This window comes from Bordetella genomosp. 10 (genome assembly GCF_002261225.1).
GTDB lineage: Bacteria > Pseudomonadota > Gammaproteobacteria > Burkholderiales > Burkholderiaceae_B > Bordetella_C.
This window is the reverse complement of record NZ_NEVM01000001.1, coordinates 1,025,662-1,041,849: the sequence shown is the minus strand read 5'-3', so window position 1 is coordinate 1,041,849 and position 16,188 is coordinate 1,025,662. Positions and strand designations below refer to the sequence as shown.

General features: G+C 71.5%; 13 protein-coding genes. 6 read left to right on the top strand and 7 right to left on the bottom strand.

Annotated features, from left to right (window positions below):
* Window positions 1-90: 90 nt before the first annotated feature.
* The 3 genes from CAL29_RS04500 to CAL29_RS04490 all read left to right on the top strand — a co-directional run bounded on the left by CAL29_RS04500 (window position 91) and on the right by CAL29_RS04490 (window position 2,438).
* Window positions 91-543, top strand: coding sequence for a CidA/LrgA family protein (locus CAL29_RS04500; protein ID WP_094851761.1), 453 nt, complete (start codon window positions 91-93; stop codon window positions 541-543).
* Window positions 540-1,241 (top strand): LrgB family protein, encoded by a 702-nt coding sequence (locus tag CAL29_RS04495; RefSeq protein WP_094851760.1) that lies wholly within the window; start codon window positions 540-542, stop codon window positions 1,239-1,241. The genes CAL29_RS04500 and CAL29_RS04495 overlap by 4 nt, the downstream gene beginning before the upstream one ends.
* A gap of 216 nt (window positions 1,242-1,457) precedes the next feature.
* Window positions 1,458-2,438, top strand: coding sequence for an NAD(P)H-quinone oxidoreductase (locus CAL29_RS04490; RefSeq protein WP_094851759.1), 981 nt, complete (start codon window positions 1,458-1,460; stop codon window positions 2,436-2,438).
* Between the two features lie 91 nt (window positions 2,439-2,529).
* On the opposite strand, the gene CAL29_RS04485 is transcribed toward CAL29_RS04490, so the two are convergent.
* From CAL29_RS04485 to CAL29_RS04460, 6 genes are all read right to left on the bottom strand, one after another.
* Window positions 2,530-3,468 carry a 2-hydroxyacid dehydrogenase gene (locus CAL29_RS04485; RefSeq protein ID WP_094851758.1) on the bottom strand — a complete coding sequence of 313 codons (939 nt, stop codon included), beginning with the start codon at window positions 3,466-3,468 and terminating at the stop codon, window positions 2,530-2,532.
* Window positions 3,469-3,600: 132 nt separating this feature from the next.
* Window positions 3,601-4,683: a tripartite tricarboxylate transporter substrate binding protein gene (locus CAL29_RS04480; RefSeq protein ID WP_256977188.1), complete on the bottom strand. Its 1,083-nt coding sequence runs from the start codon at window positions 4,681-4,683 to the stop codon at window positions 3,601-3,603.
* Window positions 4,684-4,873: 190 nt separating this feature from the next.
* The gene (locus tag CAL29_RS04475; protein ID WP_179283903.1) at window positions 4,874-5,566 is read right to left on the bottom strand and encodes a PIG-L deacetylase family protein; all 693 of its coding nucleotides are present in this window, start codon (window positions 5,564-5,566) and stop codon (window positions 4,874-4,876) included.
* 10 nt (window positions 5,567-5,576) lie between these two features.
* Window positions 5,577-6,254 carry a glycosyltransferase gene (locus CAL29_RS04470; RefSeq protein ID WP_094851756.1) on the bottom strand — a complete coding sequence of 226 codons (678 nt, stop codon included), beginning with the start codon at window positions 6,252-6,254 and terminating at the stop codon, window positions 5,577-5,579.
* Window positions 6,251-6,868, bottom strand: a complete 618-nt coding sequence (locus tag CAL29_RS04465; RefSeq protein ID WP_094851755.1) for a class I SAM-dependent methyltransferase — start codon at window positions 6,866-6,868, stop codon at window positions 6,251-6,253. The genes CAL29_RS04470 and CAL29_RS04465 overlap by 4 nt, the downstream gene beginning before the upstream one ends.
* On the bottom strand, window positions 6,856-7,881 hold the full coding sequence (locus tag CAL29_RS04460; protein ID WP_143277604.1) for an acyl-CoA dehydrogenase: 1,026 nt from the start codon (window positions 7,879-7,881) through the stop codon (window positions 6,856-6,858). Before CAL29_RS04460 ends, CAL29_RS04465 begins: the two co-directional genes overlap by 13 nt.
* A gap of 316 nt (window positions 7,882-8,197) precedes the next feature.
* On the opposite strand from CAL29_RS04460, the gene CAL29_RS04455 reads away from it, so the two are divergent.
* From CAL29_RS04455 to CAL29_RS04445, 3 genes are all read left to right on the top strand, one after another.
* Complete coding sequence (locus tag CAL29_RS04455) at window positions 8,198-11,305, top strand: DUF2339 domain-containing protein (protein ID WP_094851753.1); 3,108 nt, start codon at window positions 8,198-8,200, stop codon at window positions 11,303-11,305.
* An 11-nt stretch (window positions 11,306-11,316) separates the two neighbouring features.
* Window positions 11,317-12,942 (top strand): DUF3999 domain-containing protein, encoded by a 1,626-nt coding sequence (locus tag CAL29_RS04450; protein WP_256977187.1) that lies wholly within the window; start codon window positions 11,317-11,319, stop codon window positions 12,940-12,942.
* Between the two features lie 158 nt (window positions 12,943-13,100).
* Window positions 13,101-14,720 (top strand): EAL domain-containing protein, encoded by a 1,620-nt coding sequence (locus CAL29_RS04445; protein WP_094851752.1) that lies wholly within the window; start codon window positions 13,101-13,103, stop codon window positions 14,718-14,720.
* On the opposite strand, the gene CAL29_RS04440 is transcribed toward CAL29_RS04445, so the two are convergent.
* Window positions 14,698-16,086 carry an MFS transporter gene (locus tag CAL29_RS04440; RefSeq protein ID WP_094851751.1) on the bottom strand — a complete coding sequence of 463 codons (1,389 nt, stop codon included), beginning with the start codon at window positions 16,084-16,086 and terminating at the stop codon, window positions 14,698-14,700. The genes CAL29_RS04445 and CAL29_RS04440 overlap by 23 nt on opposite strands.
* Between the last annotated feature and the right edge of the window lie 102 nt (window positions 16,087-16,188).

Genomic DNA, 16,188 nt, shown 5'->3' with positions numbered 1-16,188 from the left:
CATCAGGGGGGCGTCCCTACACTTTTCTCAACGGCCCATCGACAGGGCCGTCCGGCGCGTGCCGGAGACTTTTTCCGTAGCGGCAGCAATATGAAGTCCTCCTTTCTTACCCATCCCCTGGCGGCGCGCCTGCGCCCGCATGCATCGCGCCTGGGCCAGAGCCTGTTTCTCGTTCTCGCCTTCGCGGCGGCCGCGTGGCTGACCGCCCTGCTGAAGCTGCCGCTGGCCCCGGGCGTGGTGGGACTGCTGACGGTGCTGGGGCTGTTGCTCGCCGGCATCGTCCGCATCGAATGGATCAAGGGCGGCGCCAACTGGATGCTCAACGAACTGGTGCTGTTCTTCATCCCCAGCGTCGTCGCGGTGGTGAAGTACTTCGACCTGTTCCGCCGCGAAGGCGTGCAACTGGTGCTGGCCATCGCGGTGGGCACGCTGCTGGTGATGGCGGCCACCGCCCTGGCCGTGCACGCGGGACGCCGCCTGGAAGACCGCCTGGCGCGGCTCGCGCGGCGCCACGCCCGCCTGAACGCGGAACCGAGGCCATGAATACCTGGTTGCCGATTCTTTGCCTGGCCTGGACGCTGCTGCTGTACTTCCTGGTCAAGCCCCTGTATCTGCGCCATCGCAAGCCGTGGCTGTCGCCGGCCATCGTCGTGCCGGCGCTGACCATCGGGCTGATGCTGCTGGTCCATATTCCCTATGCCTCGTACTTCCAGGAAACGCACTGGCTCACCTGGCTGATGGGGCCCGCCACGGTGGCCTTCGCCGTTCCCATCTACGAATACCGCGGCGTCGCGCGCCGCCACGCGCTGTCGCTGAGCCTGGGCGTGGCCACCGGCATGGTGGTGGCGGTGGTCAGCAGTTGCCTGCTGGCGCGCCTGTTCGGCTTCACGCCCGAAGTCACGCACAGCCTGATGGCGCGCTCGATCTCCACGCCCTTCGCCGTCGCGCTGGCCGAGCGCACGGGCGGCTCGGCGGAGCTGGTGTCCCTGTTCACCATCATCACGGGGCTGGTCGGCATGATCGCCGGCGACGGCCTGCTGGCCGCGCTGCGGCTGCGCTCCAAACTGGCGCAAGGCGCGTCCTATGGCGCCGGCGCGCATGGCTTCGGCGCGGCCCGCGCGCGCGAGCGCGACAGCGAGGAAGGCGTGGTCGCCAGCCTGACGCTGGTCATCGCCGGCATCGGCATGGTCGTCGCCGGTCCGGCCCTCAGCGGCCTGGTCAGCCGCGTACTGGGCGGGTAAGCGGCACGGCCGCGCGGCGGCCATCTCCGATGGAGGATGCGCGCCCGGGACGGCCCGGCGAGCTCTCTCATGGCCGCGGATTTCCGGGCACGACGCCGGCGGCGCCGGGAATCAGTATGATCGGGCGATTCCGTCACCCCTGATCCAGGGGCGCGCGCCGCCCGGGCCGTCCAGGGCCGCGGTGGCCGCGCCCCGCGCCCGGAGCCCCTGGCCACCATGAAAGCCATCGACATGAAGGATTTCGGCGAAGCCGACGTCCTGCAACTACGGGACGTCGCCGAGCCCGACGTCCGTCCGCACGACCTGCTGGTGCGCAACCGCGCCGCCGGCGTCAACCGCGCCGATCTCAACCAGCGGCGCGGCGCCTACGGCCGCGCCGACTTCGGCGACTCCACCTTGATGGGCCTGGAGATCGCCGGCGAGGTCATCGCCGTCGGCAGCGAGGTGCAAGGCTACCGGCCCGGCGACCGCGTCATGGGCATCGTCGGCGGCGGCGGCTACGCCGAGGTGGCGCGCATCGACTACCGCATGGCGATGCCCATTCCCGCCGGCCTGGACGACATCCACGCCGGCGCCATCCCCGAAGCCTTCGTCACCGCCCACGAGGCCTTGCTGCACCTGGGCCGCCTCGAACCCGGGGAAAAAGTCCTGGTGCACGCGGGGGCCAGCGGCGTCGGTTCGGCCGCCATCCAGTTGGCGCGCGCGCTGGGCGCCGAGGTCTACGCCACCGCCGACGGCGCCAAGGCGGCGCGCGTGCGCGAATTCGGCGCCGGCCTGGTCATCGACTACAAGAACGAGGACTATGCCGAGGCCGTGGCGCGCGCCACCGGCGGCCGCGGCGTGGACGTCATCGTCGACTTCGTCGGCGCGCCCTATCTGGAGCGCAACGTGCGCAGCCTGGCCGACGGCGGCCGGCTGGTGCAGGTGGGATTGATGGGCGGCAAGTCCGCCACGCTGCCCATGGACCGGCTGCTGTTCGGCCATCTGCAGATCATGGGCACGGTCATGAAGTCGCGGCCGCCGGCGGTCAAGCAGGCCATGGTCCGGCGCTTCCGCGAGCGCTGGCTGGACGCCTTCGCCCGCGGCGACATCGAGCCCGTCATCGACAGCGTCTTCCCGCTGGCGCGGGCGGCCGACGCGCACCGCCGCATGGAGGCGAACCTCAACGTCGGCAAGATCATGCTGGACGCGAGCTGAAGCCGCCGCGCCGCGCGGCGCCCGCCTCCGCCATCGTGGATGAGCGGCGCCGCGGGCCCCCGCGCGCGAAGCGGACCGCGCCCGGCAATGGCTACAAGGCGGAGACCTTGACCGCGCCGGTGCGGAAGAACGCCTCCAGGTTGTCCAGCACGAGTTGGGCCATGTCGGCGCGGGTTTCGTGCGTGGCGCTGGCCACGTGCGGCAGCAGCACGACGTTGTCCAGCGCGAAGAAGGCTTCGGGCACGCGCGGCTCCTGCTCGAAGACGTCGAGCCCGGCGCCAGCGATGCGCTTTTCCTGCAAGGCCCGCACCAGGGCCGCCTCGTCGATGTTGCCGCCGCGCGAGATATTGATCAGGAAGCCCTGCGGACCCAGCGCGTCGAGCACTTCCGCCGACACGATATGGCGCGTCTCCGCGCCGCCGGTGCTGGCGATGACCAGGTAATCCGCCCAGCGCGCCAGGTCGATCAGGCTGTTTTCATAGGCATAGGGCAGGTCCGCCGCCGGCCGGCGGTTGTGATAGCGGATCTCCATGTCGAAGCCCTGCGCCCGCCTGGCGATCACGCGGCCGATGCGGCCCAGGCCGAAAATGCCCAGGCGCTTGCCGCTGACCCGATGCGTCAGCGGATACGGCGCGCGCAGCCATTCCCCGCGCCGCACGTAGCGGTCGGCCGCCGATACGCCGCGCGACACGTCCATCAGCAGCGCGAAGGCCGTATCGGCCACGCAATCGTTGAGAACTTCGGGCGTGTAGCCGACGGCGATGCCGCGGCGCCGGGCCGCCGCCACGTCCATCGCGTCCAGGCCGACGCCGAAGTTGGAGATGACGCGCAGATTGGGCAGCTTGCCCATGAGCGCGTCGCTGGCGCCCAGGCGCGAGGTGGTGACCAGGCCGGCGAACTCGCCGCCGTGGCGCGCCAGGAAGGCGTCGGCATCGGCCTCCTCCCACAGCGGATGGACGTCGTAGCGTTCCCGCAGCGCCGTGTCGGCTTGGGGAATGAGGCGGGTTTGTTGCAGCAGGCGATGCTTCACGGGTTCGGCTTCCGAGGTGGGGAATCTTGTTGGCGACGATCTCGTTGACGATGATCGTGTTGGCGATGATCTTGTCGGCGATGAATGAGGACACGGCGTCTACAGGGGGACTGCGGGACACCTGCATGGCGCCTATTCCGGCCGGATATTCGCGTCGTGCGCGACCTTCTGCCACTTGACCATCTCCGACTGGATGAAATCGGCGAAGTACTGGGGCGACCGGGTCACCGGCTCGATGCCCATCTGCGCCAGGTTCTGCTTCACGTCGGGCGCGGACAGGGCCTTGTTGATCTCGGCATTCAGCTTGTCGATGACGGCGGGCGGCGTTCCGGCGGGCGCCAGCACGCCGCCCCAGGTGCTCGTGTCGTAGCCGGGCAGGCCGGCCTCGGCCATGGTCGGCACGTCGGGATAGGCCGCGGCGCGGTGCGTGGTGGTGACCGCCAGCGGCCGCACCTGATGGCCGGAAATCGGCGCATGCAGGGCCGCCAGGGTGTCGAACATCATGGACACGCGGCCGCTGGTCAGGTCCGGATGCGCCGCCGTGCTGCCCTTGTAGGGCACGTGCACCATGTCGATGCCGGCCATGCTCTTGAACAGCTCGCCGGAGAAATGAGGCGCGCCGCCGGGGCCGCTGGAGGCGAACGTCAGTTCGTGGGGATGCGCCTTGCCGTAGGCGATCAGCTCGCGCACGTCGTGCACCGGCAGGCTGGGCGTGACCACCAGCATCAGGGGCACCGAATGCGTCATCGCCACCGGCGCGAAGCTCTTCACCGTATCGTACGGCAGCTTGAACATGGACGGGTTGATGGCGTGCGAGCTGGCCGCCAGCACCAGCGTATAGCCGTCCGGCGCCGCCTTCGCCACGTAGTCCTCGCCGATGGTCCCGGTGGCGCCCGGCTTGTTGGTCACCACGACCGACTGGCCCATGGAGACGCTCATCTTCTGGCCGATCAGGCGCGCGACGATATCGATGGCGCCGCCCGGCGAGGCGGGAATGATGATGGTGATGGGATGGTCGGGATAGGCGCCCGCGAAGGCCGGGGCGCACGCCAGCGCGGCGAGCACGGCGGCCGCGCCGCGGGACAGGCGGCCTGGCAGGCGGCCGGCGACGCCATGGACGGCGCGGCGGAACATGCCGCGCGGACGCTCGCCACAACGGGACGCGAAAGCGGAATCGGGATTCGATGTGGTCGGATGGGAATGGATTTGGGCCATGGGCGTCTCCTTTATGTCATTGGTATACTAAAATACTAAAATATTAGTTGACCGACAGCAAGCCGCTTCTTCCTTGCGCCCCCTGCGATTACAGCCGGGCTGCCCGCCCCGCTGCCCCGCTGCCGCCGCCTCGCCCACGCCACAACGACGGTCGCCCCGCTCACCAACCATCCTGCTATCCAATCATTCCCTACCCGCCGCCAGCGGCGTCCAGCCACCAATACCGTTCCCCGGCGTCGACGGCGGCGTCCGGGGTGTGCAGGCCGACGGCGCGTAACTGGCTGGCATAGGCCGCGACGGCCAGGCGCTTGCGTTCGGGATCGCCCTGGCCGGCGCACTCGATGGGCGTCGCGCGGACGCGGCGGCGCGCCAACTGGCCCAGCACGCGCTGCAGGACGCCGGCGCGATAGCGGTAGAACTCGTCCTCGTAGCCCACCCACAACAGCCTGCGCCGCTGCGGCAGGACCAGCAGCGCGGCCTCGCGCACCCGCTCGTGGTCGCAATGATGCAGGCCCAGCGGCATCGCCACCACGTCCGGCGCGTAGGCGTCGATCTCCCCGGCCAGCGCCTTGGCCAGCCGCTCCCGGCTCGGCAAGGGCCCGTACTGGCTGTCGAGAAACTCCAGGTGGCCGGCCTCGGCGCCCAACACCGCCATGGCCCGCGCATCCTCGTCCAGCCGCGCGCGCATCGCGTCGCGGCTATCGGCGAACCCGCAATCCCGGTCCCATTTCGTGGCGGCCGGCGCGGCGGCCGGCATGGCCGTATAGACGGTCACCACGCGCGCCCGCGCGGCCGCCGTCAGGAGCAGCCCGCAACCGAGCGCCCCGTCGTCGAGATGGGGCGAAATCACCAGCAGGCGTCCGGCATCGAACATCGCGCGCATGACGGCGGCCTCAAGCGACGGCGTCGGCGCGACCATCGCCGTCGGCCAGTCCGGCGACGAAATCGGCGAATCCCCCGGCGGCGCGCCCGACCTTGCGGGCGCTGGTCACCACCCGCGGCAGGGCGCTCCACTTGACCTCGACGCCCTGCGCCAGCAAGGCCTCCACCAGCGCGACGTCCTCGCCCAGGGCCAGGCCGCTGAACCCGCCCGCCGCCGTGTAGGCGCGCGCGCTGACGCCCAGGTTGGCGCCGTGCACGTGGCGATGATCGTCGCGATGCTGGTAATGGGCCAGATAGCGCAGGCGCACCGCGGCCGGATGCGCCGACCAGTCGTCCACGGTCACGCAGCCGCACACCGCGTCGCAGGCCAGCGAAAGCTGGTCGGCCAGCCAGCGCTCGTCGGCCACGGAGTCGGCGTCCGTGAATGCCAGCCAGCGCGCGCCCGCCGCCAGCAGGTGCGCGGCGCCGTGCGCGCGCGCCACCCCCACGTTGCGCGCCGCGATGCGCAGGCCGGTGACCGGCCTTGCCATGACGATCTCCGCCGATCCGTCGTGGCAGTCGTCCAGCACCACCACGATGCGCACGTCCTCCCCCTTCAGGGCGGGATGGCGGGCGGCGCGCAGCAATGCGTCCAGGCAGGCCGGCAGACAGGCCTCTTCGTTATGGGCAGGGACCACGACACCTATCATGCCAATCCCTCCCTGCGCGCGACGGACAGCGGCTCGCGGCTCCATGCCTGCAGCAGGAAATCCTGCTCCGCGTGATCCGCCAAGGGGAAGATGCCCGCCTGCCGCGCGATGGCGCCATGCACGGCATGGGTATCCAGCCGGCGCTCGGCGAAATCGTGCAGCCAGTGGCAGGCCACGATGGCGCCGCCCGGCGCCAGGCTGGCCACGGCGAGCGCCGCCATGCGCGCCCACGATGGCGCGTCGAAGTAGTAGCCGAGTTCGCTCAGCACGACGAGATCGAAGACCTGGCCGGCCGCCACCGGCCATTCGTCGGGCAACACGGCGCGCGCCACGGTGACGTTGCGCGCGCCCGCGTCCGCCAGCCGCCGGCGCGCGGCCTGCACCGCCTGCTCGCTGAGGTCGGTGGCGAGCACGTGGTCGGCCCGCTCGGCCAGGGCTTGCGTCAGCACGCCGCTGGCGCAGCCGGGTTCGAAAACGCGGCCCAGCCGCGCGCTGGGCAGGCAGGCCAGCAGCAGCGCGCGCTTGCGCGCTTCATACCAATGCGTGGAGATGCCCCAGGGATCTTCCCGCCCCGCATAGAGGCGTTCGAAGTACGCCGTGTCTACAGCCGCCATGCGTCCTCCGCCGTGGTGTGCCGCGCGACGCCCTGCCCCAGTTGCGCGAGATCGCGCTCGGCATGGCTCTGGCGCAGGAAGACGGGGAGATCCGCGTAGCGGCGCGCCAGCGCGGCATCGCGGCAGAACGGCGCGGGCCCCAGCCCCTTGCCGGCCGCCTCGATCACGCCCAGGGCGGCGGCTTCGGCGGCCGCGCGGACGCGCAAGGCCGGCGCCTGCGCATCGCCGCGCGGGTCGTCGTCGATGGCGCGGGCCGTTTCGCGCAGCAAGGCCGCGACCTGGCGCAAGGACACGTCGACCCGGCCCAGATGGGCGAGCGCATGCGGTTCGGCCCGGCGCGCCTGGGCGGCGCGCAGCGCGCGCGCCAGGGGCAGCGCGGCGCCGTACCAGCATGCCGCGATGCCGGCGCCGCCGTGCCAGAAGCCCGGCCGCGCAACGTAGGCGCCGGCCGCGCCCACCGGCCACGCCGGCGTCTGGTCGAAGCACACGTCGACGCTGCGGGTCCGGCCCATGCCCACCGCCTGCCAGCCCTCGGCCGTGACCCGCACGCCGGGCGCGTCCAGGCACACGGCGGCCAGCGCCGCCTCGCCCGCCTCGTCGAAATACGTCACCAGCGCGTGCGTGACCCAGGGGGCGCCGGAGCACCAAGCCTTGCGGCCGCTCAAGGCCACGCCTTCGGCGCGCGCCACGCCATCGACGCGGGCATCCGGCGGCTGCGCGGCCCACACCGCCCAGACCGGCGCGTCCTCGACCTGGGCGCGGGCCAGGCGGTCGATGCGCCCGCCGGGGTCCAGCTCCGCCAGGATGGCGACGGCGTCCGTGTGCCCTTCGTACAATTTGATCGCCGCGACGTCCATGGCCGCCACCTCGGCCAGGATGCGCCATCGGTCCAGGGTGCGGCCCGCCCCCGGCAGGGGCGGATCGCCGAAATGGGATATCAAGGCGCGCAGGCTGGCGGCGGGATCGTCGTCCGACCAGGGCAACGGTGTCGGCAATGCGGGGGCGGGGGGCAAGGCGGTCTCCTTTTTTTGCCCCGGGCAATTGCAATCCTCATGCCCGCATTTCTTTGCTCTGATATTTCGAGTTACCAATAGACCATTTCAGTAACCCTACCCGCGGATGCAGGCGTGGCGCGGCTTTCCAGGCAGCGAGACTGTCGTTTCAGGCGCGGCCCTCGGCGCCGCACTGTCACGCACGGTACATATTGGGGACGGCGTTGGCATAATCCGCAGCGCGGCGCCGCGCTGCGCGCTTGCTGTTCTTTCACCGTGGAATCGCGGATGAGAACGGGCCGCGGCGTGGCCTTGGCTGTCATTTGAGAGAAGAATCATGAGCTGGTTCCTGGCGTTCCTGGGTTTCCTTTTCGGCGCGGGCTTCGCCCTGACCTATGACCTGCCCATATTCGAGGTCGCCCTGGTCGGCGCGGTGCTCGGCTTCGCGCTGCCGCACCTGATCCGGCGCAAGGCCGCCAGCGGCGCGGCCGGCGCGGCGGGATACGGACAGAATCCCGCGCGGCAGGCGAGCAGCCTGCCGCTGCCGGAGCGGGTGCTGCGCCTGGAACGCGAAGTGACGCTGCTGCGCGCCGAAGTGGCGCAATTGCGGACGCGCGCGCAGGGCGCGGGTGGCTTGGCGGGCGCCGCCAGCCCTGGTGCGGAACGCACGGCCGATGCGGCCGGTGGCGTGGATACGGCGGGTGCGCCGCCTTACCTCACGGGTACGCCAGCCCATCCGGATATGGATCATGCAACCGGCGCTGCGCCGGCCCCCGCGTGGGAAACGGGCAGATTCCCGCCGCAAACCCGGCCCGCGGGCGCCGAAGCAGGCACGCCGCCGGCCAGCGTCGACGCCGAGATATTCCCCGGCGCGGCGGCTGGCGCCGGTGCATACACGACGACGGCGCAAGCCGCCGCCGGGAGCGGCGCGGCGGACGCCGCGCTGGACGCCTATTCCAACACGCCGCCCGTTTCCGCCGCCGCGGGAGCCACCATGGGCACCGCCTCCACGGCTCCCCACTCCCCCGGCATGAACACCGCTGCGTCCGCCGCGCCGCGCCAGCCCGATGCGCTGGAGCGCGGCGTGGCCGCCATCCGCGCGTGGCTGCTGGGCGGCAACACGGTCGTGCGCGTCGGCATGATCGTGCTGTTCTTCGGCATCGCCTTCCTGCTGAAGTACGCCGCCGACAACGACATGTTCCCGGTCGAGTTCCGCCTGGCCGGCGTGGCCGGGGCGGCCATCGTCCTGCTGGGCGCGGGCTGGCGCCTGCGCGACCGGCGCCATGCCTACGGGCTGGTGCTGCAAGGCGGCGGCATCGGCATTCTCTACCTGACCGTCTTTGCCGCGACGCGCCTGTACGCCTTGCTGCCGGCCGGCGCCTCCCTGCCCCTGATGATCGCGATCTGCGTGCTCAGCACCCTGCTGGCGGTGCGGCAGAACGCGGCGGCGCTGGCCTTCATGGGCAGCGCCGGCGGTTTCCTGGCGCCGGTGCTGCTGTCCACCGGCGGCGGCAGCCACGTCATGCTGTTCAGCTATTACGCCCTGCTCAATGCCGGCATCCTGGCGGTGGCCTGGTTCAAGGCCTGGCGCTCGCTGAACCTGCTGGGCTTCGTCTTCACCTTCGGCATCGGCGCGGCGTGGGGCGCGTCCGCCTATCAGCCGGCGCTGTTCGCCAGCACCGAACCCTTCCTGCTGCTCTTTTTCCTGATGTACGTGGGCATCGCCCTGCTCTATGCGATCCGCCGCGACCTGGCCCTGAAGCACTACGTCGACGGCACGCTGGTGTTCGGCACGCCCCTGGTGGCCATCCTGATGCAGGCGGCCCTGGTGCAGGGCAAGGAATTCGCGCTGGCCTACAGCGCGCTGGCGCTGGCCGCCTTCTACCTGTTGCTGGCTGCCTGGCTGCGGCGCCGCCATGCGCGCCTGGCGCTGCTGTTCGAGGCCATGCTGGCGCTGGGCGTCATCTTCGCCACCCTGGCCGTGCCGCTCGCCTTCACCGGTCCCACCACCAGCGCGGTGTGGGCGATCGAAGGCGCCGCCATCGCGTGGATCAGCGTGCGCCAGCGCCGGCTGCTGGCGCTGGCCTTCGCCCTGCTGCTGCAAGTGGCCGCGGGGCTGGTGTTCTTCAGCCTGCAGGCGTACTACGGCCCCGGCTCGGCGCCGCTGCCGGTGCTCAATGGCAATTACCTCGGCAAGTTCCTGATCGCCGTGGCCGCGCTGTTCACGGCCTGGCAGTTGAACGGCAAGCCGGCGGCGGCGGCCTGGCGGCGCGAGTTGTCCGGCACCGGCGTGGCGATGGCCGTCTGGGGCATGCTGTGGTGGACCATCGGCGGCCTCTACGAGATCTATCAATACTTCGCGCTTTACCCCTACGCCTTCGCCAGTTGGCACTACGCGCTGGACGCCGACGTCCTGTTCCTGGTGCTGACGGCCTGGCTGGCGCACGCCTTGCGCCGGGCGCTGGCCTGGCCCCTGGCGCGTTGGCCCGGCGTCGCGCTGCCGCCCGCGCTGGCCTTGATCGGCGCCCTGGCGAGCCTGGCCGGAGCGCCGCTTTCCGTGGTCCTGGCGCTGCCCGTGGGGCTGGCGTTGTCGTGGCTGCTGCTCTATCGCGAACGCGACGACCTGCCGCCGCGCCTGCTGGACGCGCTGCACGCCTTCTCGTTCTGGACGCTGTGCGCCCTGCTGACGGTGGAAGGCTATGTGCGGCTGGGCGACTGGGTGCCGGAAGGCGCCTGGCAATGGAGCGCCTGGGCCTATGGCTATGGCCTGATGCTGCTCCTGCTGGCCGGCCCCGGCGCGCGCCTGGCCTGGCCCGTGCGGCGGCACGCGCGGGCCTACCTGGTCTGGGGCGCGACGCCGCTGGCGCTGCTGCTGTGGGGCTGGAGCCTGCTCAGCGTCTTCAGCGACGGCGACGCCGCGCCGCTGTTCTACCTGCCCGTGCTGAACCCGCTGGACGTGGCGATCCTGCTGGCGGCGCTGGCCGCGACGGTCTGGGTGAGGCGGCTGGACGCGCTGGGCCTGCGCCCCGCCGGCAAGGTCTACAGCCGCGGCAGTCCGCTGCCGCGCGCGCTGGCCGCGCTGACGGCCTTCGTCTGGCTCAACGCCATGCTGCTGCGCACGCTGCACCACTGGAGCGGCGTCGCCTATGACCTGGACGCGCTCGGCGCATCGACCCTGGTGCAGGCCGCCGTGTCGGTGTTCTGGACGGTCTGCGCCCTGGCCACCATGATCCTGGCCACCCGCCGCGGCAGCCGGCCGCTGTGGTTCACCGGCGCGGGCCTGCTGGCCATCACGGTGATCAAGCTGTTCCTTTTCGATCTGTCTTACCTGTCGGGCATCTCGCGCATCGTCGCCTTCATCGGCATCGGCCTGCTGCTGCTCCTGATCGGCTATTTCTCGCCCCTGCCGCCTCGCAAGGCGGGGGCCACGGAGAATTCCGCATGATTCCGTCGCCCATGCCGCGTCCTTCACATCCCGACGGCGCCCTGTCCCGCACGCCGCGCAAGGCCGGACCGCGCCGCGCGCTCGCGGCCGTGCTGGTGGCGGGAGCGTTCGCCGGCGCCGCCATGGCCGCCATGGCCGCCGGAACCGCGGGCCCCGCCCACGCCGCGGCCGCGGGATCCTCCGCCGCATCCCCTGTCCTTGCCGCCGTTGCCGCGCCTGCCGCATCCGCGATATCCGCGGCATCCGCCGTCGCCGTCGCCGTCGGCGCCGCGCCCGCCGCCGGCGTTCCCGTGCGGCGCTACGCGCTGGAGCAGCTTGCCAGCGCGCCCTATTACCAGGTCGCCCTCGACGATGCCGTCTATGCCGCCAGCCAGCGCGGCGACCTGGGCGACGTGCGCATCCTTAACAGCGCCGGCGAGCCGGTGCCCTATACCTTCGACAACGCCGCCGCGCCGGCGCGCCCGGCAAGCCTGCGGCCCCTGCGCTGGTTTCCCCTGCCGGCCGCTGGCGGCCAGGGCCCGGGGGAGGACGCACTGAGCGTCACCATCGGCCCCGACGGCAGCCTGCGCGCCGCGGCCAGGCCGCCCTCCCCCGCCACGCGCGGCGGCGACGTCATCGACCTGGGCGCGGACGGCGCGCCGCTTTCCGCGCTGTTGATCCACTTGCAGGACAGCCGCTGGCAAGGCCGCGTCGACGTTTCCGCCAGCGCCGACCTGCGCGACTGGACGCCCGTGATCCAGGCGTCCTTGCTGAAGACCGCCAACGGCGACGCCACGCTGGCGCAGGAACGGGTGGAACTGGACGGCCTGCGCGCCCGCTACCTGCGCCTGCGCTGGCCGGACGGCGCGCCCACCCTGGCCGGCATCGAAGGCGAATCGGTCCCCGTCGACGCCACGCCGCCCACGCGCGCATGGCGCGGCGGCATCCCCACGCGGGCGGGCGCGAGCGCGGGCGAATACCTGTTCGACACCGGCGGCGCATATCCCGTGGACCGGATCCAGTTCGACCTGCCGCAAACCAATACGGTGGCGCGCGGACAGCTTTACTCGCGCAGCGATGCGCAAGCGCCCTGGCGCCAGGTGGCCGAGGGGCAATTGCTGCGCTTGCAGGCGGCGGCGACGCCGGGGAACGGATCGGTGAATGGGCCGATGAACGGACCGGCAAATGGATCGGCGAATGCACCGACGACGACGCCGGCGACCGCCCCGGCCACGGCGAACCCGGGCGAGCAGCGCAATCCGCCCTGGGCCGTGCCGGTCGATACCGACCGGCAATGGCGCCTGCTGGTGGACACGCGCAGCGGCGGCCTCGGCGGCGGCCTGCCCGCGGTCTCGCTAGGCTGGCGCCCCACGGTCCTCACCTTCGTGGCGCGCGGCAGCGGCCCCTTCGTCCTGGCGGTGGGCAATCCGAACTGGGGACCGGCGGCCGTGCCCCTCTCCGACCTGATGGCGGCGGGCGCCGCCGCGCCCGCCCAGGCGCGCATAGGCCGGGAGCTGGCCCCGATGCCGGCCGCCGTGGCGGCCAGCGAGGACCCCGGCGCGCGCCGCCGCTACGTCCTGTGGGCCGTACTGCTTGCGGCCGTGGCCGCGCTGGGCCTCATGGCCTGGCGCCTGTCACGCGCGGCGCCGCGCCCCTGACATCCCGCACCGCAAAAAACCCCGAGCTACGATTTGTCTCATTTACATAATGACAAGATTCTGGTGACATAGCAGGCACCCCGCGAGCCGCCACGCAAGGCAAGCTCACCCCGTTCCGGCGCCGCGCCCCATCCCAACCCTCTTACCGGGGAACGCGCGTGCCTGAAAGCCAACCATCCAAGCGCAGATTGTGGGGGGCGGCGCTGACGCTGCTGGGAACGCTAGCCCCCATATTCTTCATCCTGCCCCTGATCGCCACCGAGGCGCGCCACCAGGCGGCCAACGAAGCCGGCATCACGGCCGCGGTGGTGCGCCACCAGATCGAGAACATCGTGATGCACGCCGAGGATGCGACCCGCACCCTGGCCGGCGCCAGCCTCGACCGCCCCTGTGAAGCGGTCAAGCGCAACATCACGCGCATGAGCACGCTGCGGCCGTATTTCCGCTCGCTGGGCCTGGTGCGGGACAACCAGATCTACTGCTGGTCGGTCTACCCGGACGTGACGACGCCCTTGTACGCCGTCTCGCCCGAAGGGGAAATCGAGCCGGGGCTGACCATCACGCCGGTCTCCGGCACCCTGCTGGTGCCGGACCGGCCCGCCGTCCAGGTTTCCTACGGCGTGGCCAACGGCCGGGGCGCCGTGGCCTTCGTCGATGCCCAGTACCTGTACGACATCAAGACCGCCGCGGCCCGCGACGGTCTCTACGACATCGAGATCCTGCTCGGCAAGCGCCGCCTGCCCCTGCTCGATCCCGGCGAGCGCGAACGGCCCGCGCACGCCGTCGGCGACCAGACCCAGGTGTCCCCCTCCGACATCTACCAGGCGGAGGTCCGCGTCACCGTCCTCAAGCACCAGATCGATTCGTTCCGGCGCGACATCTGGCGCAACTACATGGCCTTCCTGGTCCTCGCCTGCCTGTTGTGCGGCTACCTGACGCGCCGTTATTTCAATCGCCGCGTGACCCTGGCCGCCGACATCCGCAAGGGCATGCGCAACCGCGAATTCCATCTGGCCTACCAGCCGGTGATCGACCTGGAAACGGGCGCGTTCGCCGGGGTCGAGGCGCTGCTGCGCTGGCACCATCCGTCCGCCGGACCGATACGGCCCGACCTCTTCATTCCCGTGGCCGAAGACAACGACCTCATCGCGGAACTGACGCGCCACGTTTTCGCGCTGGCGGCCGCCGACCTGCGGGCGCTGGCCCTGCCGCCGCACGCCCACGTGGGATTGAACGTCAGCGCCCGCCACATCGCCCGCGCCGACTTCGTCGACGACGTCGAGGCGCTGCTGCGGCGTCTGGAGGGCGACACGCCCGTCGTCCTGGTGCTCGAAATCACCGAACGCGCGGCCCTGCCGGATTCGGACGTGGCGCGCGCCAATATGCGGCGCCTGCGCGAACGCGGCGTGAAATGGGCCATCGACGATTTCGGCACGGGGCACAGTTCGCTGGCCTGCATCGAGCAGTTGCGGGCCGACTACCTGAAGATCGACCGCGCCTTCGTCAACAGCGCGGGGACCGAGGCGGTGTCGGCGGTGGTGCTGGAGGCCATCATCGGCCTGGCGCACAAGCTGGACCTGACGATGGTCGCCGAAGGCGTGGAGACCGCGGCGCAGTCCGAGTTCCTGCGCGCGCGGGGCGTGCAGTTCGGCCAGGGCTACTACTATGCGCGGCCGCTGCGCGCGCGCGACCTCGCCGCGTGGCGTGGGGCGCTCGAACAGGAACGGCGGCAGGAGGACGCGGCGCCGGCCTGCCTCAGTTCAAGCGCAGGCGCATGAAGCTGGCGATGCTGGCCAGGCCGGCGAAGAGCGCGCCCAACCACAGCGCCATCAGGGCGCCTTGCGCGGTGGAGGCATGGAAGCAGGCCGCCACCAGCGCCGCGCCGCTGGACTGCCCCAGCAGGCGCACCGTGCCCACCATGCCGGACGCGCCGCCGCTGCGCGCGGGCGGCGCCGAGGTCATCAGCGCGCGCACGTTGGGCGACTGGAAGAAACCGAAGCCGGCGCCGCACAAGGCCATGCGCCAGCCGATGTCGAAGGCGCCGGGCGCTTCCGGCAGCAATGCCAGCAACACCATGCCCACGGCCAGCACCGCCAGGCCGACGCCCGCCAGCAGGCCCGCCGAATAGCGGTCCGACAGCCGCCCGGCCACCGGACCCAGCGCCGCCACCAGCACCGGCCACGGCGTGATCAGGAAGCCGGTCTGCACCTGGGTGTAGCCCATCGCGTTCTGCAGCAGGAAGGGCAGCGACACGAAGGCCAGCGACTGCGTGGCGAAGGTGCATACCGAGGTCGCCGCCGACAGCGCGAACATCGGCCGCTTGAGCAGGTCCACCGCCAGCAGCGGCGCCGGATGGCCCGCCTGGCGCCGCAGCAGCACCAGCAGGCAGGCCAGCGCGCCCACGGCGCTGAGCGCGATCATGCGCGGCGGCGCCACGTGCGCGCCTTCGTTCAAGGCAAAGACCAGCAACGCCAGGAAGCCGGCGGCGAACAGCGCGGCCAGGCCGTCGAAACGATGGCCGCTGCCGGCGCTGGCGGGCAGCGACAACTGGCAGAGCCGCAATGCGACCATGCCCACCGGCACGTTGATCAGGAACAGCCAGTGCCAACTGGCGACGGTCAGGATCAGCGAGGCCACCGTGGGGCCGGCGGCGAAGGAGAAGCCCACCACCAGCGAATTCAGGCCCACGCCGGCGCCCAGCATGCGGTCCGAGTAGATATAGCGCAGCATGGCGATGTTCACGGCCATGAGGCCCGCGCCGCCCAGGCCCTGCGCCACGCGCGCCGCCACCAGCCATGGCAGGGAGGGCGACAGGCCGCAGGCCAGCGAAGCGATGGTGAACAGCACCATGCCGGCCACCATGATGCGCCGGTAGCCGATGATTTCGCCCAGCGAGGCGAGCGGCAGCAGCGCCCCGACCATCGCCAGTTGATAGGCGCTGATGACCCAGATGGAATCGGCCTCGCTCACGCCCAGGTCGCGCGCCATCGCCGGCAGCGCGGTATTGGCGATGGCCGTGTCGAGGCTGGCCATGCAGACGCCCAGCATCACGGCCAATGCGGCGCGGCGCCGGTCCGCGGCCGGCAGGCCTTGTCCTATGGGCAGGGGTTGTTGCAGTGAAAACGACAGGCGCGGCGCGGGCATGAGGTACGGCGTGTGGAAGAGGGTCGGTGGCGCCGGCCGCGTTGCACGGCCGGGCATGAGAAGCGGGTAACGGTGTACTCCCGCAACGCCGGCGCTGTCAAA